Annotated in this window: 18 protein-coding genes; 5 read left to right on the top strand and 13 right to left on the bottom strand. The window is 40.4% G+C overall.

Annotation, left to right across the window (positions count from 1 at the left end; genetic code table 11):
- Positions 1–579 precede the first annotated feature (579 nt).
- Positions 580–1,773 (top strand): homocysteine biosynthesis protein, encoded by a 1,194-nt coding sequence (locus tag ACE1CA_RS25050; protein WP_413282098.1) that lies wholly within the window; start codon positions 580–582, stop codon positions 1,771–1,773.
- A gap of 76 nt (positions 1,774–1,849) precedes the next feature.
- Here ACE1CA_RS25050 and ACE1CA_RS25045 read toward each other — a convergent pair whose 3' ends face one another.
- Positions 1,850–3,100 carry a hypothetical protein gene (locus tag ACE1CA_RS25045; RefSeq protein WP_413282099.1) on the bottom strand — a complete coding sequence of 417 codons (1,251 nt, stop codon included), beginning with the start codon at positions 3,098–3,100 and terminating at the stop codon, positions 1,850–1,852.
- A gap of 384 nt (positions 3,101–3,484) precedes the next feature.
- Between ACE1CA_RS25045 and ACE1CA_RS25040 the strand changes: the two genes are divergently transcribed.
- Entirely contained in the window at positions 3,485–4,357 is an 873-nt protein-coding gene (locus ACE1CA_RS25040) for a tetratricopeptide repeat protein (protein ID WP_413282100.1), read from the top strand.
- Between the two features lie 223 nt (positions 4,358–4,580).
- Here ACE1CA_RS25040 and ACE1CA_RS25035 read toward each other — a convergent pair whose 3' ends face one another.
- From ACE1CA_RS25035 to ACE1CA_RS24990, 10 genes are all read right to left on the bottom strand, one after another.
- Positions 4,581–5,198 carry a TMEM165/GDT1 family protein gene (locus ACE1CA_RS25035; RefSeq protein ID WP_413277256.1) on the bottom strand — a complete coding sequence of 206 codons (618 nt, stop codon included), beginning with the start codon at positions 5,196–5,198 and terminating at the stop codon, positions 4,581–4,583.
- 364 nt (positions 5,199–5,562) lie between these two features.
- Positions 5,563–7,395, bottom strand: a complete 1,833-nt coding sequence (locus ACE1CA_RS25030) for a sensor domain-containing protein (protein ID WP_413277255.1) — start codon at positions 7,393–7,395, stop codon at positions 5,563–5,565.
- A gap of 62 nt (positions 7,396–7,457) precedes the next feature.
- On the bottom strand, positions 7,458–8,258 hold the full coding sequence (locus ACE1CA_RS25025) for a uroporphyrinogen-III synthase (RefSeq protein WP_413277254.1): 801 nt from the start codon (positions 8,256–8,258) through the stop codon (positions 7,458–7,460).
- Positions 8,259–8,330: 72 nt separating this feature from the next.
- Complete coding sequence (gene cobA / locus ACE1CA_RS25020; RefSeq protein WP_413277253.1) at positions 8,331–9,062, bottom strand: uroporphyrinogen-III C-methyltransferase; 732 nt, start codon at positions 9,060–9,062, stop codon at positions 8,331–8,333.
- Between the two features lie 3 nt (positions 9,063–9,065).
- Positions 9,066–10,766, bottom strand: coding sequence for a tetratricopeptide repeat protein (locus tag ACE1CA_RS25015; RefSeq protein ID WP_413277252.1), 1,701 nt, complete (start codon positions 10,764–10,766; stop codon positions 9,066–9,068).
- Positions 10,767–11,002: 236 nt separating this feature from the next.
- A complete protein-coding gene (locus tag ACE1CA_RS25010) occupies positions 11,003–11,533 on the bottom strand; it encodes a peptidoglycan-binding domain-containing protein (protein WP_413277251.1) in 531 nt (176 codons plus the stop codon).
- A 291-nt stretch (positions 11,534–11,824) separates the two neighbouring features.
- Positions 11,825–12,256, bottom strand: a complete 432-nt coding sequence (locus tag ACE1CA_RS25005) for a translation initiation factor (protein ID WP_486517522.1) — start codon at positions 12,254–12,256, stop codon at positions 11,825–11,827.
- Between the two features lie 75 nt (positions 12,257–12,331).
- Complete coding sequence (locus ACE1CA_RS25000) at positions 12,332–12,823, bottom strand: hypothetical protein (protein WP_413277249.1); 492 nt, start codon at positions 12,821–12,823, stop codon at positions 12,332–12,334.
- Positions 12,824–13,026: 203 nt separating this feature from the next.
- On the bottom strand, positions 13,027–14,001 hold the full coding sequence (locus ACE1CA_RS24995; RefSeq protein ID WP_413277248.1) for a homogentisate phytyltransferase: 975 nt from the start codon (positions 13,999–14,001) through the stop codon (positions 13,027–13,029).
- Between the two features lie 228 nt (positions 14,002–14,229).
- Entirely contained in the window at positions 14,230–15,078 is an 849-nt protein-coding gene (locus ACE1CA_RS24990; RefSeq protein WP_413277247.1) for a methyltransferase domain-containing protein, read from the bottom strand.
- A 148-nt stretch (positions 15,079–15,226) separates the two neighbouring features.
- On the opposite strand from ACE1CA_RS24990, the gene ACE1CA_RS24985 reads away from it, so the two are divergent.
- Both ACE1CA_RS24985 and ACE1CA_RS24980 read left to right on the top strand, forming a co-directional pair.
- Positions 15,227–16,561: a TrkH family potassium uptake protein gene (locus ACE1CA_RS24985; protein ID WP_413277246.1), complete on the top strand. Its 1,335-nt coding sequence runs from the start codon at positions 15,227–15,229 to the stop codon at positions 16,559–16,561.
- A gap of 69 nt (positions 16,562–16,630) precedes the next feature.
- Positions 16,631–17,329 carry a potassium channel family protein gene (locus ACE1CA_RS24980; RefSeq protein ID WP_413277245.1) on the top strand — a complete coding sequence of 233 codons (699 nt, stop codon included), beginning with the start codon at positions 16,631–16,633 and terminating at the stop codon, positions 17,327–17,329.
- 28 nt (positions 17,330–17,357) lie between these two features.
- Here the strand turns inward: ACE1CA_RS24980 and ACE1CA_RS24975 are convergent, their stop codons facing one another.
- Both ACE1CA_RS24975 and queA read right to left on the bottom strand, forming a co-directional pair.
- Complete coding sequence (locus ACE1CA_RS24975; protein WP_413277244.1) at positions 17,358–18,287, bottom strand: tetratricopeptide repeat protein; 930 nt, start codon at positions 18,285–18,287, stop codon at positions 17,358–17,360.
- Positions 18,288–18,424: 137 nt separating this feature from the next.
- Positions 18,425–19,558 carry a tRNA preQ1(34) S-adenosylmethionine ribosyltransferase-isomerase QueA gene (queA, locus tag ACE1CA_RS24970; RefSeq protein WP_413277243.1) on the bottom strand — a complete coding sequence of 378 codons (1,134 nt, stop codon included), beginning with the start codon at positions 19,556–19,558 and terminating at the stop codon, positions 18,425–18,427.
- 372 nt (positions 19,559–19,930) lie between these two features.
- Here queA and ACE1CA_RS24965 point away from each other — a divergent pair, with 372 nt between their 5' ends.
- Positions 19,931–20,320: a hypothetical protein gene (locus ACE1CA_RS24965; protein WP_413277242.1), complete on the top strand. Its 390-nt coding sequence runs from the start codon at positions 19,931–19,933 to the stop codon at positions 20,318–20,320.
- The last annotated feature ends 59 nt before the right edge of the window (positions 20,321–20,379 follow it).

The following is a 20,379-nucleotide window of genomic DNA, read 5'->3' as shown; positions in this document are numbered from 1 at the left end:
CAGTCGATATTTTGTTACCCCAAGCCAAAGAAACCCGGTTTCTGGGATTACTGAATTGGTGTTCTAGTTATACCTACTTATGTCAATTTAAACAGAGAAATTGATTGACTAGTTTCAACTCCTTCAGCAGCGAGCTAAGTTTTACTTATAATTTCAATTTATTAATGAAAGTAAAAAGTAGCAGGATAAAACTTAATATTTAATCAACAAAAAACTTTTATACTGTTTACAGTATATATTTTAAAGTTTATTTGGGCAAGTTAGAAATATAGAGTTTATCAGCATCTACCATCTGGAGGAAAAAAAGTTAATGAATATTCATTTTTTGAAATTAGGACTACAGAGAAATGAAAATAAAAGTAAAGGATTCACATCAGTTGATTTCATGGCGCATATCTTTGTGGTAATCATGTTTGTCTTTATGATGTTGGTTTACTTTACTTCATCAAATACCTGTCAAAGTACAGCTTGCTATAGCCCTAAAATACTCAGAATTCCGGTTATGTATTGACGCTTGTAGAGACGTTGTATACAACGTCTCTACAATTTTATGATTAGAATTTACATAATTGGTATGTTATGCGGACTATTGCTGAGATTAATGAAAAAATAAGCAATCAAACTGTAGTAGTGTGGACAGGAGAAGAATTAAAAGCCAGAGTTGCAGAAGTTGGTGTTATCCAAGCAGCAAAAGAAGTGGATGTAATTACCACTGGCACGTTTGAACCAATGGAATCTTCAGGAGCGATTATTAATTTAGGTCATACCGATCCCCCGATTAAAATTCGCTCTTGTTGGTTAGATGGAGTTTTGGCTTATTCTGGTTTTGGGGCAGTAGATTTATATTTAGGAGCGACTCAAAGCGTAGATTACGATCGCGGTGATGGTTTAGAAGAAGAATCAAAAGAACGGGGTGGGGGTCATGTAATTGAAGATTTAATTGCTGGAAAAGCTGTGCATTTAAGAGCGATCGGACAAGTCACCGACTGTTATCCCCGCGCTTCCTTTGAAACTACAATTACCCGCGATACCATCAACCAATTTTATCTCTATAATCCGCGAAATCTCTACCAAAATTTTCTAGTCGGAGTTAACGGAGGCGATCGACCACTCTACACCTATCTTGGCCTACTGCAACCCCGACTAAGTAACGCCGTCTATTCCAACCCCGGAGCCATATCCCCCCTATTCAACGACCCCAACCTAGAAATCATTGGCATTGGCACCCGGATTTTTCTTGGTGGTGGTATTGGATATATAGCTTGGGAAGGTACACAAAACTTTACCTTACAAAAACGCTTACCCAATCAAACTCCGATCGGCCCTGCTGCCACCCTCGCCTTAATCGGCGATGCCAAACAAATGGAGCGACGTTGGGTGCGCGGTTGCTACTTCAAACACTACGGCCCCTCCCTAATGCTCGGAGTCGGCGTACCCATACCCGTTTTACACGAAGAAGTGGTCAAAAAATGTACCATCCAAGACAAAGAACTAGTTGCACCAGTAGTTGATTTTTCCATCCCTCGGCGGGTGCGTCCCACCTTTGGACTCGTTACCTACGCTCAACTCAAATCCGGTCGCATCACGATTGAAGGCAAACAGGTAAGAACTGCTCCCCTCGCCAGTATTTATTTGTCTCGCCAAGTCGCCATCGAACTAAAACAGTGGATTAGTAGCGGTAAATTTACCTTAACCGAGAGAGTTGCTGCTATTCCGAGCGATCGAGCATTCTTACCCCAAGACCGCTGGGGCGGAACTATTGCCCTAGAATAAGAACAGGGGAGCAAGGGAAATTCTGGAAAACTCTTCTTTCCCCTTGTCCCCTTGTCAACCTCAATACCCTATCTCCCTAACTACTCACCTCGCTGCTAGGTTGACGTTTCGGGCGAGGAACAGGTTTAGGAATAGGTTTCGGCGTTCCCCCAACAGGAGCAGAAGTACCCTCTGGAACACCTGTCGGACGTTGAGGACGATCTTTTTTCCAAGGTTTTTTCCCACCAGGACCACCACCACCCCGTTTTCCTCCAAGGCGCGGTTTTCCTGGTTTTCTCTGGCGCAAAGAGGCAATATCTTGTGCTTGCTGAATTACCAGACAATGAGCATCTCTAGCTACTTGAAAATCCCAGAAGTAACCTACAGCTTTCTTCTCCAAAAGACCATTGAGCGTCAATTTGAAGAATTTAGGCTTATCACTTTCCTTCTTCGGTGCTTGCTTAATCTTGACAATGATTTTTTGTTGGTCTTGAGATTGAAAAACCACCTCACCACGAATGGAAAAATAACCATCTTCTGCTGGTTGGGTAGGTTCTGGCGCTACTTCCTCTTTTGCCTCTGCTTCTGGTGCTTCTGACTCAGTAGCTTGACGCTCTTTATCTAATTTCTCTGGTTCCCAAACACCAACAATTTGTACATGAAGGTCGCCTTGTTCTTGTCTGGTTCTGGGGTAAACTACCCACAGGTGTTCGCTCTCCAGATCTAAGTGATTTTTGACTAAACTCATTACCCGACCTAGCAAGACAGCATCAATTTGTTTTCCATCAGCTGCCAGAACGTTACCCCGAGTAAATTGTTCTTCACTGGGAACATATTTTCCGCGCACTAAACCAATGGCTCGATATTGCAGCGGTTCGCTTGGAGGTGGAATTGGTTGTAATCGCGATAAATATAGATTTTGATTCTCATCCTCAGCTGGGGTAGTAACTTCAGCTGAGTTTGTATCTGAGTTGTTTGTTAGTGTTGGCGCAGCGGCAGGTTCCCCAGTTGAAGTTGGTTCGCCTTTTTTAGGTTCGCTTTTGCTAAGTGCAACAATTTTAAGAGTAGTTTCGCTCTTGGGAGTTGCCGGACTTTTGGGCGCAATAGGTTCGTTAGCAGTTTTAGGCTCGCCCGTTGCTTTAGCTTCGCTCTTGGGAGTTGCCGGACTTTTGGGCGGAATAGGTTCGCGAGTAGTTTTAGACTCGCCTGTTACTATTGATTCGCTTTTAGCTGGCGGGACGCTTTTAGGCGGGTTAGGCCGACGTACCACTAGCTGCTCGGTTGCTGGCGCTGGTTCGGAATTGTTAGCGGACTGGGGAAGCTGATTAGGATTGGGAGAGGGACTCATAAAAACTCCTTGGAGCGGAGACACACTTCATTCTGGCTTGGATGGAAAATGTCTGGTTTTGATTCAGGAGGATTGGTTCCGCCTGTACCAGTCAAAAGCCAAAACCTGTATCTACTACTCTATTCTTTCGTTGAACATTTCGTAGTTGACAGGATGCTCGCAATCCACTCTAATAAAGCAGTTGATTGCGATCGACAAGTTTTTTAGCCTGTCTATTCTACTCAATGCAATGTGTATATTGCTTCATCCGCAAAATTTCAGTAATTATTTGCATCGTTATTGTTTATCTTAACGATCGAGGTTTAATGGCTGGTATGTCAATTTGATTTTGGTTACTTTAGCGACTCTTAGTTGATAATATTAATCAGAGTTCAACGAAGGTTTGTGTCTGAAAAGCTCCGTCGCTGGTTGATTTTTGGGTTTCTGCTCTTGGGAACTATTGCTTTCGTGATTCCTACGGTTGCGCTTTTGGGTAGCAGGCCCAATCAAGAGTCCTTTTCTGCTAGAACACCTGCATCTGTTCAAACGCCAGCTGGGAAGCAAGAGGAATTACAGGCTCAGGCGAAGGGTTATCAGTTAGTTCTACAACGAGAGCCTGATAATGAAACGGCTCTTAAGGGATTGCTGTTTACTCAGCTAGAGTTAGTACGTCAGGGAGCCGCTGATGTGAAAACCACGATCGAACCCTTGGAGAAGTTGGCAAAATTAAAGCCGGAAAATACAGAATACTCGGTTCTATTGGCTCAAGCTAAACAGGAGACTGGCGATCGCGAAGGAGCCGCTAAAGCTTATCGCTCTATTCTGGAATCTCAACCGGGCGATGTCAAGGCTTTACAAGGTCTTGTCAGTTTGCTATTAGCTGAAGGTCGTCCAGAAGCTGCTATTGGTTTACTGCAAGATACTTTGCAAAGCGCTCCCAATCTGAACCAAATTAAGCCTAACACTGTCAATGTAATTTCTGTGCAACTGATGTTGGGACAGGTTTACGCCGAACAGGGACGCTATGCTGATGCGATTAATGTCTACGATAATGCGATTAAAGCTAATAAGGAAGATTTTCGTCCGGTTTTAGCTAAGGCTTTGGTGTTACAAAAACAAGGCAAAACTGAGGATGCTAAATCTTTGTTCAATACCGCAGCTAATTTAGCTCCGGCTCAATATAAAGACCAAATTGTTAAATTAGCATCGTCATCCCCTGCTGCTTCTCCTGCGCCTACTGCACCTGCTACTAAGCAAAAAGCAGAAACTAAAAAGTAGTTAATTGGTCATTGGTTTTTAGTCAAGAGTTAACAAATGACCAATGACCAGACGGGAGCATCCCAATTTTGCAAAAATACAAGCGATTAGAAATCGCGGCTACACAGACAAAGCCTGCCTCCGCAGGCTAAAAGTCCGCGCAGGCGGACTTGGTTTGTATAGCCCCAGACTTCCAGTCTGAGGGGCAATTTACACATTTGGGATGCTCCCGACCAGATTATTTTCAGACTCCTTCTAAGTACGAAACTAATGCAAATAGGAGAAACAATAGTCCTCCTATAGCAGTTAATTTACGTTCGGAGATTTTTTTAGCGATTAGTCTGCCGCAAGTTACGGCGATCGCTGCACAAATTCCATGCCCTAAAATGGCTCCAGTGGTAACTCCAAAAGCATTGTATCCCGCTGCTAAACTGATGGTAGCAAATTGAGTGCGATCGCCCCACTCTGCTACAAACGTCATCACAAATGCTTTAATTACAACTGCTAAATTACTCTCCTTATGCCGAATTTTTGCTTCGGCTTTCTGCACTACTTCTAAGGCTTCTTCAGCTTCCTCACAACAAGGTTTGGCTGACATTTTGCTGGCTTCATAAAGTAACTTTAACCCAAAGGCAACAAATAAGATAATTTCCGCATAATACACATAGATTTTTGGTAAAAGTGATACGGCTTGTCCGACTAAAACTGATAATATGGTCATCGCTGCTAAGGCAGCAATTACGCCAATAAATATCAGCTTCCGCGAATGACGCATTGCTAAAATTGCCGCAATAAAAAATGTTTTATCGCCTAATTCTGAGACTGTAATTAACAATAATCCAGCAGTAAAAGCCGTTAACATTCTCTCAAACTCTCCTGGGTGTTTTTCTATTTCCCTGAGCGAGCTTGATGAGTGCAATAGACTTCACCAAGCTCACATCAGTTGTGAACTTAGTGAAGGTCTCGCTTGCAAGATTAATAAGCTCAATCTTTTTTTGAGCTTGAAAAACTTGTCACCCGAACCAGGCCGATCGCCAGTATGTTGATCCAGATGGGCTAGGCAAATCTTTATTTACTATTGCTCAGATTTGCTAGCAGCTACTCCCCTTCGTTTACAAGGTAATTTTACATCTATATTTTGTAGTAGGCAAGTAGTTTTCTTTTCATTGTTCTTTCATTTTTTAACTCAGTTGGTTGAGCGTACCACTTTAAATATTTGCTTACTGTTAATTATTTGGATATTCCGAAGCCAAGGAACTACAAGCAGAGATTAATCTTTCTGCGGTTTGGCGATCGACAGGTCGAGAAAACAAGAATCCTTGACTATATTCGCATTCTAAAGCTTGCAATTGTAGAAGTTGCTCTGAGGTTTCTACTCCTTCTGCAATTACATCCATTTCCAAAATATGAGCTAAAGAAATGATGGTGCGGATAATTTCTAAACTTTCACTGTCAGAGCCCATTTGATTTACAAAAGAGCGATCGATCTTTAAAGTATCGATCGGTAGTTGATGCAATCTTGCTAATGAAGAATAACCAGTACCAAAGTCATCTATCGAAAGTTGAATTCCTAAATTTTTTAATTGTTGTAACATGGCTATTTCGGAAGCATGATTTCCTGTCAAGCTACTTTCTGTAATTTCTATTTTTAAATGTTCTCGTTTAATTCCGGTTTCTTTTAAAATTTGGTCGATGCGTTCTATTAATCCCAATTGAGCTAATTGAGCCGCAGAGAGATTCACGCTAATTGTCAAGGGAAATTTATGAGGAAATTGCTGTTCCCAAATCACCATTTGGCGACAAGCTTCTCTCAATACATAGCGATCGATTAAACTAATTAATCCTGTTTCTTCTGCTACAGGAATAAATTCTACTGGTGAAACCCAACCTTTGTTTGGATGATGCCAACGGACTAAGGCTTCAAAACCAATTAATTTGTCAGTTTTAATTGAAATTATTGGTTGATAGTAAACATGGAATTCTTGCCGTTCGATCGCTCGTCTTAAATCTGTTTCTAACTGCAATCTTTCCACCGCTTGAGTTTGCCATGTTGGTTCAAAAACTGCATAACGACTTTTACTTAATTGTTTGATTTGGTGCATGGCTGTATCAGCAGCACGCAGGTAATCGTCTGGTTGTTCGTAACCGACATCACTAAATGCAATGCCAATACTAGTACTCATAAAAACTTCCTGTCCGTCTAAGTCAAAGGGATAGCTAAGTGCTTGATAAATCTGCTCTGCCAGATAAGTAGCATCATTACTTTCTGACAAGTTTGTTAACAAGATAGCTAACTCATCTAATCCTACTTGTGCCACTATTGACTTTTTACATTCCGCATTATTAAAAGTACTATTTCTATCTAAAGTTGCTTCCTGTAAAGATTGATTTTCAAAAATTAAACTTGACTCTAAATCAGCATTAAAAAGTAAGAAATGGTGATTTTGTAAAGCAGTTTCAATGCGTTCGGTAGCAGCAATCATTAAGCGATCGGCCAAATGATGACCCAAACTAAACTTAACCCTTTGAAAACGGTCTAAACTCAAAAATAGTACAGCAAATAAACTATCTCGATTATTGTTTTTCAATTTAATAGTTTCTGCAAGCAATTTCATAAATAAAGTGCGGTTTGGTAAGCCAGTAATGGGGTCATAATAAGCATAGAGTTGCAATTTTTCTTCCGATCGTTTGCGTTCTGTGATATCCCGTGATATACCAATTAAACCAATAATTTCTCCTTGAGAATTCCGACAGACATTTTTTGTAGCAAGATATATCTGAGTTTTATTATTAATAGGAATAACTTCTTCCACAGTTTCCGACTGACCGATGCTCATAATTCGTCGATCGATCTCCATGATTTTTCTAGCTGTTTCTAAGTTAAAAAGTTCTGTATCATCCTTGCCAATAATTTCTTCTATGGGTTTACCTAAAATTTTGGCAGTTGCTGAATTAACAAACACATATTTTCCCTGAATATCTTTAATGAAAATAGCATCTGTAGTACCCTCTATTACTGCCCTGAGAATATTGTTACTATCTGATAAGCTAATTTCCATTGCTTTTGGATCGCTAATATTTTTGTCTGATTCTTCATTGCTTAATGATTCCTTTTATTTTTTTAGCCGTGCTTATTTTGCACCCATTTAACAATTGCTTCTGTTAATCCCTCCAAAGTGTATTCTGTTGCTTCTATATCTACTTTTCCTAACAACTCTTGGCAAGTTTTTGAGGTTTGAGGGCCGATCGAAGCGATCGTAATTTCTTGTAACCTATCCAATGGTAATTTATCTTTAATTAACTGATAAAAGTATTGCACAGTTTTGGAACTAGCAAAAGTAATAATATCTATAGATTTTTCCCTTAATGCTTGTAAAACTTCCGGTGCGATCGAGCTAGGACAACCGGATTGATAAGCGGGAACTTCTACTACTTTTGCACCTTTAGCAGTTAATTCTTGGACTAAAACTTCTCTTCCACCTGTTTCCACTCTAGGAAAAAGAATGTTTTGGTTTAGTAATTCTTCAGGAAAATTTGCTACTAAAGAATCTGCCACAAAATCAGGTGGAATAAAGTCAGGAGATAAGTTATATTGAGCTAAAGATCCAGCAGTCTTCTTACCCACCACAGCAATTTTAACTTTCTCTAAAATTTGTAAATTTTTTCCTCGATCTTGCAATCGGCTAAAAAAGTAATCTACAGCATTAGTAGAAGTAAGAATTAACCAGTTAAAGGTATGTAAATTGGCGATCGCTTCATCCAAAGCAAACCAACTCGAAGGAGGAGTAATTTCTAAAGCTGGCATTTCCATCACTACTGCACCTTGCTGTTGCAATAATTGGCAAAATTCGCTAGATTGTCCGGCAGCACGAGTTACTAATATAGTTGTGCCTGTTAAAGGAATTGGGTTACTATTACTCACGTTTCTATTATTAGTAAACTAAACTTGACTAATAATGCAGTTTAACTGAATCTGCCATCAAAATATATAATTTTAATCAATACTTTGCAAATAGGGGTGTAACCCTACAACCTCACCAACTACTATCACAGATGGAGAAAGGGAAACATTAGATGTTACCTGAACCACATTTTTCAATTCTGCCGTCCAAACCTGTTGTTTGGGATGTCCCGCCCAACGAATTACTGCTATGGGGGTTTTTGCCGATCGTCCAAACCTCAGCAACCGACTCACAATTTCCTCCAGATTTCTTCCTCCCATTAAAATTACCAAAGTTTCAATTCGAGAAATTGTCTCCCAATCTAACTCGTCTGGTTCATGGGCACTAAAAACTGCAAAACAGCGACTTAAAACAGGATCGGTTAAAGGAATTCCGGCTAATAAAGGTGCTGCTAAAGCTGAAGAAATGCCTGGTATTACTTCAAAATTACAACCAGAACTTTTCAACACTTGGATTTCCGCAGTACTACGACCAAAAATAAATGGATCGCCGCTTTTTAGCCGGACTACCTGTTTTCCTTGCTGACATTTTTCCACTAGCAAGGCATTAATTTCCGCTTGTTTTGTGCTAGGTTTACCACCACGTTTTCCCACATCAAACAGGCAACAATTTGTTGGTACTAACTGCAAAAGTTGAGCATCAACTAAAGCATCATAAACCAGTACTTCCGCTTGCATTAAAACTTTTTGCGCCCGTACCGTCAAGTAATCTAAATCACCTGGGCCAGCACCAACAATATAGACTTTGCCTGTTTGTGTAGACATAAATTACTGCTTTGTGTTCAGTTGTTGGATCATGCTATCAATTCTTTGGGCATCCTCATTTCTACCTTGAGTTGTCAATAACTCTTTAGCCTTTTGCCAATTAGCGATCGCCTCACTATTATTGTTTTGTTGTTTCGCCACTTCACCTAATATTAAATAAGCAGGAGCAAAATTTGGCTTTGATTGCAATAACTCTCTAGCTTCAGCACTAGCTTCATTGTATTTTTTTTGCTGTCCAAAAATTGCCGCCAATCGCATTTGAGTAGCTGCTAATTGATCGATTTGTTGTTGTTTTTTTAACAAATCTTTAGCCTTCTGCAAATTAGTTACAGCTTCCTCCGGCTTACCTTCTTGCAGAGCAACTTCTGAAATTAACAGATATGCCGGAGCAAAATCTGGCTTTAACTGCAACACTTCTTTCGCTTCCGCGTTAGCTCGATCGTATTTTTTTTGCTGTCCCAAAACAGCGGCTAACTGGATTTGAGTAGCTGCTAATTGGTCATTTTGTTGTTGTTTCTTCCACAAATCTTTAGCCTTCTGCAAATTAGTTACAGCTGCCTCTGGTTTACCTTGTCGCAGAGCAACTTCCGATACCAACATATATGCTGGAGCAAAATCCGGCTTTGTAGCTAACAATTCTTTGGCTTGGGCACTAGCTCGATCGTACTGTTTTTGTCGTGCCAAAAGCATTGCTAATTCCCATTGAACAGCCGCTGATTGATTAACTTGTTGTTGTTTTTTAAACAAATCTTTAGCCTTTTGCAAATTGCTGACAGTTTCCTCCGGTTTACCTTGTCGCATAGCAATTTGCGCTGACAAAATGTAAGCTGGAGCAAAATCAGGTTTGAGCGCAATAGCTTGCTTAAGTTGGGTACTAGCTTCCGCAAAATTGCCTTGTTTTCCTAGTAAACTAGCCATCTGAAGTTGGACAGCCGCAACCTGTTCCGTTCGCCCTTGTTTCTTCCATAAACTCTGAGCTTTTTTCAAACTTTCAATAGCTTCATTATCCTTACCTTGTCCAGACAAACCCGCTGCTAAAACAATGTGAGCAGGTGCCAGATCCGGCTTCAGACGAATAGCTGTTTGGGATTGCGCGATCGACTCATCAAACTTCTTCTGTTGCCCCAAAGCCACAGCCAACTTCATCACCGTTTCCACATCATCAGACTTCAAACGCAAAGCCTCCCGATATTGAGAAGTCGCCTCATCCAACTTACCCTGACGCTGCAACAACTCCCCCAAATTAGAATGAACTGCGAAATTTTTCGGGTCTAACTCAATAGATTTACGCCACAACTCTTCCGCACTTTTAAAATCCTCTCGCTTAGCACTAGCCAATCCCTTTTGATAAAAATCAGCAGCACTACCATCAGCAGGTTTAGCATCAGTTGTAGTTGTTGATGGGTCAATATCAATTGGTAAATTAAGATTAGGAACAGTTTCTAAACTTGAAGAATCAGTAACTGTACCTGGACTAGATTGTGCAATACTCGGTGTACCCACCACAGCCGGAACATCACTAGGAGCAACAGGTGTTGCAGCAGGTGTCGCAGTAGTTGTAGCAGCAGTTGTAGTTGTACTACTAGGTTGCCCAGAAGTTGTAACATTAGTTGACTTCGACTGCGAAGAACACCCAAAAGCAGCAAAGCCAAAGCAAAGTACAGTAATCAGCAACAGGTGAATAGACTTGTTTTTTTCAGACATTCTTAAACAAAGGTGTTAATAGTAACTCTTAGCTTAGTTTAAGCGCTCAAATCAAATTAAGGCAGAGGGACTTTCGGGGCAGAGGCGCAGAGGCGCAGATAAGAAATAAATTTTCCCCTTGTCCCCTTGTCCCTTCGTTAGTTATGAGTTTTAAGTTTTAAGTTTTGAATTAATAACTCAAAACTCATAACTCGCCCTTGTCTCCCAGTCCCCAGTCCCCAGTCCCCAGAAACTCCTCAGCGCCACTTGAGGAAATTCTGCAACCGAAAAGGCTCTTTAGCAGGAGAGGGCTGAGGGTAGCCGCCTCGCAATAATGTCCAAGTAATACTATTGACGACACCGTTATCTTTTAATTTATGTTTTTGTTGAAAATCCTTAATAGCTAACTTAGTCTTTTGGTCAAAGATTCCGGTGCGATCGATCTCATAACCATTGACTTGCAACAAACCTTGTAACTCATACACATCACTGCCACTGTAACCCAGTCTGACCACACGAGTTCCTGGTTTCACCGTAGATTTTAATGCAGCCCAAGTTTGTGGCCCAACTACACCATTAATGGTTAACCCATATTTCTTTTGAAATGACCTGACAGCAGCTTCTGTAAGACTGCCAAAGTCTGCATCAATAATCCTAATCGTATAACCATGAGCACGTAAAAGACCTTGCAACTCCGCCACCGCCGGGTCAAAATCCCAAGGATGTAGTTCTTTCCCTGTAAACGCCGCATCACAAGCGGTATCTGTAATATTTTGATTCAAAGTCATTGCAGTCACCTCCGCCGTAGGTTTTCAGTTTATGTTTTTTAGACAGCATAAGGCTGAGAAATAATATATTCCGTCGTGTTATTAAAATTCTTTCTGAGAAAAGTCTCTATCTCTGGAGAGAAAACGGCTACTTTTCTATATTTACTCTAATAGTTTTGTTAAGCAAATACCAGCTTTAATCACTAAAATTTTAAGAGGTAAAAGAAAAGACAGCAGCATTATCTGCCACTGTCTCTCTCTCACTCTCTCTAACTACTGTTAGCGTCTCAAAACAGATTTTTTGCCGCACAATTACCAGGGATTACCTCTCCGATTACCCTCATCTTCGTAGTATTCTTCGTTACCAGACCCACCTCCAAACGTTCCTGTATCAGCTGGATCGCCGTAAGGGTCTTCACTAGCAGGGCGCACGTTACCGAACATTCCTGTATCAGCGGGATCGCCATAAGGGTCTTCGCTAGCTGGACGCACATCACCGAACATTCCTACATCAGCAGGATCGCCATAAGGGTCTTCGCTAGCGGGACGTACATTACCGAACATTCCTACATCAGCAGGATCGCCATAAGGGTCTTCGCTAGCAGGGCGCACATTACCAGACATTCCGGCATCAGCTGGATCGCCGTAGGGGTCTTGGTTAGCTGGATAGACCTGTTCATCTTCTTGGTTATTATTAGAGCCAAAAGCGATTTCGCCTATTTTTCGCAAAAATCCATCTACCATGATTCATTCTCCTAATGTTATGAACGTTTATTAAACCTTGTTGGAGACTAATGCCAGAAAGTCTTACCAAATGGGTTATTGTGCTGGAGCTAAGTCTGTGAGATCTCTGCCTGTAGTTCTTCCGTTGTAGCCTTGGAAGTCTTGGTATTGTCGGGCTTCTTCTTCAGGAACTCTGATTCCTCCGGGTGGTGGCGTTACCCATTGGGCACGACCTGAAGCATCACGATAGTAGACACGCCCGTTTTTGGAGAGGTAATATTTGCCTGTTGCTCCTTGCTCTTGTTTATTCTTGTGCTGGTTGTACAGATAATAAAGTGCCGCAGCACCAGCCAAAATTGCTACTTTTTGTCCGGTCGATAGTCCTTGACGGGCTTGGGGTCTAGGAGGATTTCCCGGCGCAGTTCTATTGACAGTGTTTTCTGCTGTAGGACGATTATTGTAAGCGGGAGGTTGGTTGGCTCTGTCTGAGCTTGCACAAGAAGCAAAGATTGGTGCGCTTAAGGTGGTTGTAAGCAACAATGCTACTGTTTGTGTAAATTTTTTCCCTTTCAAAACTATTTTGTCCATTGTTCCTTAGTATGGTAAGTAGGTTATCGGGGATGCTACGGCTTGTAATTTTGGTTATTTACCAATAAAAGTTTTAACTTTTAATCTAATATTGGTGACTATCCCAAATTGGTTCCTCCAACTTGGGATAGAATATTAGGTCATCCTGAAGAATGACCTGAGTTTGATTTAGTTAAATCTGATGCGGGGAACAATTAATGGTTTTACTTGGTCAGGCAAGCTAGGGGAAATAGGAGATATTCTAAGAAGAATAGTTTCCAGATAAATTGATAGAATTTGGCTACCAAGGTTTTATCTTGTAAATCTACTTTTTGACTTTGCCACCAAAGTAATCCAAGTGTTAATAGGTGCGTGCTGACTAAGAGTATGGTGTTAACTGAAGGTAGCCAAAAAATCCCTGCTATTACTATGCCTAAGTAGCAGGTTGTTAGTAGCCAGAGTGAGAGGTTGAAGACGGTTTTTTGTCCTAGTTGAATTGTGAAGGTGGTAATGTTGTATTGTTTGTCGCCTTCGAGGTCGGGTATGTCTTTAAAGATGGCGATCGCAATCGTAAACACCAAAATAAATAAGGTTAATGCCCAAACTTCTGGGGGAATTTCTGGTTTGGCTTGCATTACCCAACGAAAGTGGAGATAAAGTCCTAAGTTGACGATCGCTCCCCGCACTGTAAAAATACAAATCGCTGCCCAAAAGGGAAACCGCTTTAAGCGAATTGGTGGTAAGGAATAAGCTGTGCCAATGGCTAAACTAATTCCCACCATTTCTAAGAGATATGGCCCCATTAATCCTGCTATTAATAAGGCTGATATTCCGGCAATGCTGATAATTATTATGGCTTGTTTGCGAGTAAATTCTCCGGCAGCTAAGGGCAAGTGCGGTTTGTTAATTTTGTCGATTTCGACATCTTCTATTTGATTTAATCCGACTATGTAAATGTTACCACCAAGGCAAGCAACCCAAGCACCTAACAATTGCCAAAGTAATGATAGGTTAATGTTGTCGTTTACGGATGCGATCGCTATTAAGTACAATCCAACTACACTGCAAGTAGTACCAATTACTGTGTGAGGTCGGGAGAATTTCCAATAGGGATAAAACCAAGGTTTTGCAGGCTGCTTGCTGGCAGAATCTACAATTTTAGTAGAGGATGATTCAATTTTTTGCCAAGTTTCTTTCATTTTTTTTGAACCACAAAGGCGCGAAGGACACGAAGAAAGAAGAAGAAAGAGGTTTAAAAAGATAGAAGGGTGGCTCTCCTGTACTCATGGTGATAAGTAAACCTAATTAATTAGCCAAGTGCTTACTACACAAGGTTTCCCAGTCCCCAGTCCCCAGTCCCTAAAACCAGAGTTTTCCACCACAAGTACGGGAGAGCCAACGTCTCTACATCTGTTGTAAATTTGGGATTATTTATTGCCACAGAGTAAGCCGAATTTAATTAATCCGCGATCGTATCCGCGTTGCATTAATCCGAGAGACATTGCGCCTTGAATTGTAGTCCAACCGGAAAAGAGTAAGCCGATTATTGCTTCTAAATTAAATACGGAATCAATAACAACATTCCAAAAAGGTGCGACGGCTTTTGACCAATCTGCGGTGCGGATGTTGTGGAAGGATAGATTTTTGGCGATCGCTTCATATTCTGGCAAAGAAATCACGAATGGTAAACAATAAACTCGATAAATTTCTGCTAAATGTTGTTGTTCATCAGCTGTTAATGGCTGATCTGGCGACGTAGTTGGACGATGACACCAAGTAGCCATTAAAAAAGTTCCGCCTGGTTTTAATACTCGATAACATTCCCGTAAAAATTGCTCTTTATCCGCCATGTGTTCGCCACTTTCCATTGACCAAACAAAGTCGAAAGAAGCGTCAGCAAAAGGCATTTGCAAAGCATCTGCAACCAGAAATTCAGTTTTTTCACTCATTCCGGCTGTCGCCGCCCGTTCTTTCGCCCTCGCCGCCTGTACCGGACTCAGGGTAATTCCCGTAACCGTAGCGTTGTATTTTTGGGCTAAATATAACGAACTACCGCCAATTCCACAACCAACATCTAGAATTTTCTCGGCTTGTTGTATTCCCGACCATTTTAGGAGTTCTTCAATCAAGTCAATTTGCGCCTGACGACGTTCTTTTTTGATGTTTCCTTCGGAACCGTAGTAACCGTGGTGCATGTGTTCGCCCCACACCTGCTCCCAAAGTCCAGAGGAAGCATCGTAAAATTCCTGAATTCTTTGATTTAGGGTAGATGGCATAGCAAATATCTCTGTGTTAAGTTCTGTAACATTAAAAATTAGCCTAACAGAGGAGGTCATTTAATTCATTTAATTTTAGATTTTTGATTTTAGATTCAAAGTACGCAGAACGGAGTAAGCTGCAAAAAGAATACTAAGTAAACACTCCATGACCATATCTAGAACTATTTGTTTAGGTTTTATCGCTGTAATTGCGATCGGAACTCTCCTTTTAATGATGCCTTTCTCAACTAGCAGTGGGAAGTGGGATGACCCGATTGTGGCATTGTTTACATCTACCTCTGCGGTTTGTGTGACTGGACTATCAGTAATAGACCCTGGAACTTACTTTTCTTTTTGGGGACAGTTGATTCTGGTTGCTCTTGTCCAAATAGGGGGACTGGGGTATATGACAACAACAACTTTTTTGATTTTGCTGGTGGGAAGGAGGTTTGATTTACGGCATAAAATGGCAATTCAACAAGCTTTAGACCGCCCAGGATTGCAAGAAGCTCCCCAATTAATTCGCTCAATTATCGCCACGACGATGATTTTTGAAATTACAGGGATTTTCTTATTAATGCCTGTGTTTGCGCCCAAGTATGGGTTAAGTAAAGGTTTGTGGTTGTCAATTTTTCACAGCGTTAATTCTTGGAATAATGCAGGTTTTAGTTTGTTTAGTGATAGTTTTATTGGCTTTCAATCCTCGGTTTTGTTAGTTGCTGTAGTCACGGGGTTAATTATTTTTGGCGGAATTGGCTATGGGGTAATTTTTGAGTTTTTCTTGTGGTTGCGCGATCGCATCCAAGGCAAAAAAGCTTGTATTAGATTCTCTTTAAATTTTAAAGTGGCGATTAGTACAACGATCGCGCTTTTAGTCTTTGGCACAATTGCTTTCTTTTTTATCGAATGGAGAAACCCAGGAACCTTTGGGCCAATGAATTTTGGAGAAAAAATACTCAATGCTTGGTTTCAATCTGTGACTCCCAGAACGGCAGGGTTTAACACAATTGATATCGGAAAAATGACCACAGCCGGGTTATTTTTAACTATTGCTTTAATGTTTATTGGTGCTAGTCCCGGAGGTACAGGCGGAGGAATCAAAACTACAACTGTGCGCGTTCTCACTAGTGCAACAAAAGCTATTTTACAAGGGCAAGAAGAAGTTGTTCTCTATAAACGCGAAGTAGCAATTTCGTTGATTTTAAAAGCGATTGGAGTCTTAATTGGTTCAGTTGCTACTGTGCTACTTTCGACAATTTTGATTTCCCTCACCGATCGAAATTTCGACTTTCTGCAAATTCTGTTTGAAGTTGTCTCAGCTTTTGGTACAGTTGGTCTTTCGACGGGAATTACCGCTAAACTCTCAGTAATAGGAAAGTTAGTGCTCATTGCCACTATGTACATCGGTCGGGTAGGAGTTTTATTATTCATGGCAGCACTATTAGGAGATCCCCGTCCTAAATCAGTGCATTATCCAGAAGAGACTCTTTTAGTGGGATAATGTTGATATTGTCACATATCTTGTTACTCTAAAAAAGTAATCATCATAAATTCAAATTCACCATAAATCATGAGTCTTTCATCATTGAATTTTTTCCGCAGTTTACGTAAAGGAAATAACCAATTTGCGGTAATTGGTTTGGGTCGTTTTGGTAGGGCTGTCTGTTCCAGCTTGTATAAAATGGGATACGAAGTAATGGGAACAGATGTAGATGAAAAAAGAGTGTCGCAAGCATTAACCGATCAGGTACTTTCTCATGCGGTGCAGCTAGATTCTACTGAATCTTCAGCACTCAAAGAGTCAGGAATTTATGAGTTTGATACGGTAATAGTGGCGATCGGAAATTATCTGGAAGAAAGCATTATTACTACACTAAATTTAAAGGAAGCTGGTGTTCCTCATGTGGTAGCCAAAGCTTCTTCTGAAGTTCATGTGAAACTCTTAAAAAGAGTTGGTGCAGATCATGTAGTTTATCCAGAACATGAAGCTGGTTGTGAGTTAGCACGAGCTTTAACTAAACCAAACATTATCGAAAGATTTGAACTAGACCCTGAAAATAGTATCGTAGAATTGGTGACTCCCGATGTGTTTCATGGCAAAAGTATTGCCGAATTACAACTGCGGAATCGCTACGGAGTGAATATATTGGCTGTCAGTTATGACGGCAAGTTTGAAATTAATCCTAACCCCAATAAACGACTAGATAAGGGTTCAGCAATAGTAGTGATTGGTTCTAATAAAGATATCAGTCGTTTACCAATTAATTGAGTTTTGCCTCTTAAATCAGGAGTTTTATTTATTTCTTTGGAGTCTCCAATCTTTGTTTAATTTGATTGATTAATGTGGTAAGTTCTGTAGCCTTGGAATTGTTACCTTGGTCTTCATAAATTTTCCTAGCTCTTCTCAAAGGTGATAGAGCTTCTTGTAACTTACCTTGTTGGTATAAGAGAATGCCTAAATTGTAGTGAGCAAGGGGATTTCCTGGCTGACGACGAATAGCTTCATTGTAAGCTACGATCGCTTCTGCTGGTCGGTCTTGTTGCACTAAAAGATTTCCTAAACTAACCTGTGCATTGGCTGATTTAGGATCGAGATTTGTGACTCTTTGGTAAGTTTCTATAGCTGCATCAAAGTTTCCCTGTTGTTCTAAAGCTATGGCTAAATTTAACTGAGCTTTGACATTTTTAGGATTGACAGCGATCGCTTGACGATAAGCTTCTATTGCATTATCTAAATTTTTTTGTTCATAAAATGCTACTCCCAAATTGTAGTAAGCATTAGAATTACGGGAATTAATAGCAATAGAACGTTGATAAGCGGCGATCGCTTCATCTAATCTACCTTGGCGATACAAAGCTATGCCTAAATTGTAGTGAGATTCGGCTAAAGAAGGGTCTAATTCAATGGCTTTAGAAAATTCCGCGATCGCTTCTTCATTTCGACCATTTTCTAACAACACATTCCCCATATAATGATAAGCCAAGGCAATACTAGGGTCGCGTTCCACAGCTTTTTGGAAAGCGGAATAAGCTGCTGCTAAATTTCCCACACTGTAATCGCTAACTCCTTGCTGAAAATAACCAGCTGCTTCCAAATCTTGAGTATAAACTCCTTGAATTAGCTGTTTTGTTCCTGGCATAATAACGGGTTTACCCACAGCAATAGGTGTCAAAAGCGCTGTGCTAACAATGACAAGTAGATGACTGTACAAGATTTGTTTTAACATAAGCTAATCATCAGAAAATTAAAGTTTATTGTGGTTGTTGCGATCGAAGCGTTCTCAGCGTCACAACGTAACTAATCTTAATCGCAATTATCATAACTAGCAACTTGGTTTGTCATAAATTAACTAACCATTAAATATCAATTCATCCTGGCTTCTGGCAAAATTAACATGGCATCACCAAATGAGTAGAAGCGGTAATTTTGAGCGATCGCATATTCATACAAAGACAACAACCGTTTCCTTCCGATTAAAGCACTAACCAACATCATTAAACTAGAGCGTGGTAAATGAAAATTAGTAATCAATCCCTCCACCACACGCCATTTATAACCGGGATAAATAAACAACTCAGTTTGACTGCAAAAAGGTTGTAATTCTCCATTTTGTGCTGCTCCTTCTAAAGAACGTACTGCTGTCGTTCCCACCGCAATTATTCTACCTCCTTTAGCCTTAGCCTCCTGAATTTTTGCCACTGTAGCCTGGGAAATCTCCACCCATTCTCCGTGCATTTGGTGACTAGTAATTTTTTCTACCTCCACAGGTCGAAAAGTCCCTACTCCAATATGTAAAGTGACAAAAGTTTGTTCGATTCCCTTCGCCGTCAATTTCTCCAATAACTCAGGAGTAAAGTGTAATCCAGCTGTTGGTGCTGCTACCGAACCAGGGGTCTTTGCATAGACAGTTTGGTATTGTTCTGCAAGAGATTGCGATTCTTTGATATAAGGAGGTAAAGGTACATGACCAAACTGCTCCAAAACTTGAATTAAAGACTTTCCCTCTGGTACTTCAAATTGCAAAATTCGCCCATTTGTAGCTTCATCCTTGTCCAGAATTTTTGCACTTAAAATAAAATTTGGTGGCTCATCTAAAGTACTTTTAGGCTCAAAATAAATTTCTGCTCCCGGTAGTAACCTTCTCCCAGGTTTTACCAAAGCTAACCAACAGTTATTTTTTTGCTCTTGAAGCAGCAAAACTTCTACAGGTGCGCCAGTAGATTTATGTCCGTAAAGTCTCGCATGAATCACGCGAGTGTTATTCATAACTAGTAAATCTCCTGGTTTAAGCAATTCCACTAAATCCCGAAATACTCGATCGCTATGTTGGGTAAGCGACTCAACTACTAACAAACGAGCGCTATCTCTTGGTGTTACCGGATTTTGCGCGATGCGATCGTCAGGAAGTTCATAGTCATAAGCAGACAATAACAGGTCTTCCTGGTTTACTCCAACAGCACTAGAAGACAAAAAAGATGCAGATTTTGGCTCGTTCATGCTTGATTCAGTTCAGTTACAGTTACTACTTTAACAACTTAAAATCATTTTCCTTTTACATAGTTGAAAAATTTGGGAAATTCTTTTAGAATGATGAAATATTAATGATATATCAACCTGAATTTAATTTTACTGCTCATTAAACTATTTTTTAAGCTGACTGAGAGTAAGAATTCCCCTATATTTGTAGTTTTGTAAAGTTTTTCTTCAATCTTGCGATACTTGATTTTATTATCTTAATAAGGGGGCAAAGATTAACTAATAATTGGGTAAACCTACCCAGCTAAGTTTGGGGGATTTAACCCAATATAAAAGGTTCTTTTTTAGCAACAATATTAGATGTAGCATTTGCTTTGCCGCCAAGCACGCCTTATGGATTACCTGTATTTCCTAGCTAACGCCAGTCTGACTCAAAGAGTAGTTGATTTTTTACACAAAAATAACCAACTTCCCCTCTACTCTGTAACCGTTTTACACCAAATTGACGGTTGGGTAATTAAAGTCAAAATGTGTAAAGAACTAGATTCTTATCTAGATGGTAATTTTAGAGCTTATTTGAGTGAATTAGGGATTCCCTACCAACCCGAAGTGCGCGTGAAGATGGCACTTTGGAGTTTGGATGCGGGTGAACCACCTATTGAAGTAATGCGTCGTTACCAAGTAGCAATTGTGTCTCATGGTAGACCCGACAAAGAAGAAATAGAAACATTCCGCAAGCAGTTTGTCAATGGGTTAGGATATTGCCCAGAAACTTTGGCTTAACCCCTAATATTTTTTCCGATTTGTCATCGATCGCAAGTTAAAAACAAAGGTTTTTACAA

Origin of the sequence: Floridaenema evergladense BLCC-F167 (genome assembly GCF_041929205.2) — a bacterium.
GTDB lineage: Bacteria > Cyanobacteriota > Cyanobacteriia > Cyanobacteriales > Aerosakkonemataceae > Floridanema > Floridanema evergladense.
This window is presented reverse-complemented; position numbering and strand designations above follow the sequence as displayed.

Coding starts and splice junctions, on each gene's coding strand:
- ACE1CA_RS25045 (WP_413282099.1), bottom strand. CDS start 3,100: ATGAGTCCCTCTCCCAATCCTAATCAGCTTCCCCAGTCCGCTAACAAT.
- ACE1CA_RS25010 (WP_413277251.1), bottom strand. CDS start 11,533: ATGACTTTGAATCAAAATATTACAGATACCGCTTGTGATGCGGCGTTT.
- ACE1CA_RS24985 (WP_413277246.1), top strand. CDS start 15,227: ATGACCATATCTAGAACTATTTGTTTAGGTTTTATCGCTGTAATTGCG.
- ACE1CA_RS24975 (WP_413277244.1), bottom strand. CDS start 18,287: ATGTTAAAACAAATCTTGTACAGTCATCTACTTGTCATTGTTAGCACA.
- ACE1CA_RS24995 (WP_413277248.1), bottom strand. CDS start 14,001: ATGAAAGAAACTTGGCAAAAAATTGAATCATCCTCTACTAAAATTGTA.
- ACE1CA_RS25050 (WP_413282098.1), top strand. CDS start 580: ATGCGGACTATTGCTGAGATTAATGAAAAAATAAGCAATCAAACTGTA.
- ACE1CA_RS25030 (WP_413277255.1), bottom strand. CDS start 7,395: ATGGAAATTAGCTTATCAGATAGTAACAATATTCTCAGGGCAGTAATA.
- ACE1CA_RS24965 (WP_413277242.1), top strand. CDS start 19,931: ATGGATTACCTGTATTTCCTAGCTAACGCCAGTCTGACTCAAAGAGTA.
- queA (WP_413277243.1), bottom strand. CDS start 19,558: ATGAACGAGCCAAAATCTGCATCTTTTTTGTCTTCTAGTGCTGTTGGA.
- ACE1CA_RS24990 (WP_413277247.1), bottom strand. CDS start 15,078: ATGCCATCTACCCTAAATCAAAGAATTCAGGAATTTTACGATGCTTCC.
- ACE1CA_RS25035 (WP_413277256.1), bottom strand. CDS start 5,198: ATGTTAACGGCTTTTACTGCTGGATTATTGTTAATTACAGTCTCAGAA.
- ACE1CA_RS25000 (WP_413277249.1), bottom strand. CDS start 12,823: ATGGACAAAATAGTTTTGAAAGGGAAAAAATTTACACAAACAGTAGCA.
- ACE1CA_RS25015 (WP_413277252.1), bottom strand. CDS start 10,766: ATGTCTGAAAAAAACAAGTCTATTCACCTGTTGCTGATTACTGTACTT.
- ACE1CA_RS24980 (WP_413277245.1), top strand. CDS start 16,631: ATGAGTCTTTCATCATTGAATTTTTTCCGCAGTTTACGTAAAGGAAAT.
- ACE1CA_RS25005 (WP_486517522.1), bottom strand. CDS start 12,256: ATGGTAGATGGATTTTTGCGAAAAATAGGCGAAATCGCTTTTGGCTCT.
- cobA (WP_413277253.1), bottom strand. CDS start 9,062: ATGTCTACACAAACAGGCAAAGTCTATATTGTTGGTGCTGGCCCAGGT.